General features: G+C 29.0%; 2 protein-coding genes. Both read right to left on the bottom strand.

From position 1 onward, the window contains the following. Positions 1 to 604: 604 nt before the first annotated feature. Positions 605 to 898: a gp53-like domain-containing protein gene (locus FMAG_RS14300; RefSeq protein WP_455737455.1), complete on the bottom strand. Its 294-nt coding sequence runs from the start codon at positions 896 to 898 to the stop codon at positions 605 to 607. Positions 899 to 916: 18 nt separating this feature from the next. Continuing rightward, positions 917 to 1,099 (bottom strand): hypothetical protein (locus FMAG_RS13755; protein ID WP_005884551.1); only part of this gene is annotated, 183 nt, incomplete at its 5' end.

Genomic DNA, 1,099 nt, shown 5'->3' with positions numbered 1-1,099 from the left:
TAATTAGGGAAAGAAATACCATTTAAATTCTGTAATTACAGAATTTCAATAGAACTCCTGACTATTCAAAAGGACAAAAATTAAATTGGAGTAAAAATAACACAATACTTCAAGATGGAATTATTCAGATACACTTCTATGGTTCAAATGATATAACTACTACAATAAGGATAAATGGTACTAATCTAGATTATAGAACAAGAGATAGTTCTGCTACTAGATTAATATATCCCGTAAAGAAAGAAGACGTAATCTATTGTGCAGGAGGGTATGACTCTCAATCTATAACCTTTTTCCCATATATATAAAAATTACAGAATTTAAATGGTTATAAAGAAACTATAATATTCAATAAAAGTGTAGCAGAAGGAAATATTACCATATCTCAACCTTATAGTAATTTTCATGCATTGCTTGTTGAATGTCGTTGTGATGATAATACAAGGGGAGAATGGCATTTTATTCCTACTAGTACTATTGCTTTAAACCAAGTTACTAGACTTGGTGGTGATTCAGTTTTTTGGGATGGTAAATGGATAAGTACTACTCTTTTTACTCCTACAGAAGAAAATTCAATTATTTCAAAAATAATAGGTGTCAATTTTTAATATCCACACACATACCAGTAAACATCTGTAGTTTCTGAATGAGCTTTTTTAAAAGTTATTGTTGTAGTAGTTTTAGTTGTAGGATTAACAATACCCCAAGCGGCTGAGTTTCGCTCTAAAGCAAAATTAGGATTACATACTACAATATAATTTGTAGTTTTCATACTTATAGGTAAAGTTCTTTTAATAGAAGCATTAGTTCCACCACTAAAATTAAAAGTACCAAATTGTTCTATAAATCCATCTGAATATTTTCTATAATATCCATTAGTGTTAGAACCACTAGATATAATGAAATTCTGTAATTTTTATATATATGGGAAAAAGGTTATAGATTGAGAGTCATACCCTCCTGCACAATAGATTACGTCTTCTTTCTTTACGGGATATATTAATCTAGTAGCAGAACTATCTCTTGTTCTATAATCTAGATTAGTACCATTTATCCTTATTGTAGTAGTTATATCATTTGAACCATAGAAGTGTATCTG

Source organism: Fusobacterium mortiferum ATCC 9817, from assembly GCF_000158195.2.
In the GTDB taxonomy this organism is placed as follows: Bacteria; Fusobacteriota; Fusobacteriia; order Fusobacteriales; family Fusobacteriaceae; genus Fusobacterium_A; species Fusobacterium_A mortiferum.
This window is presented reverse-complemented; position numbering and strand designations above follow the sequence as displayed.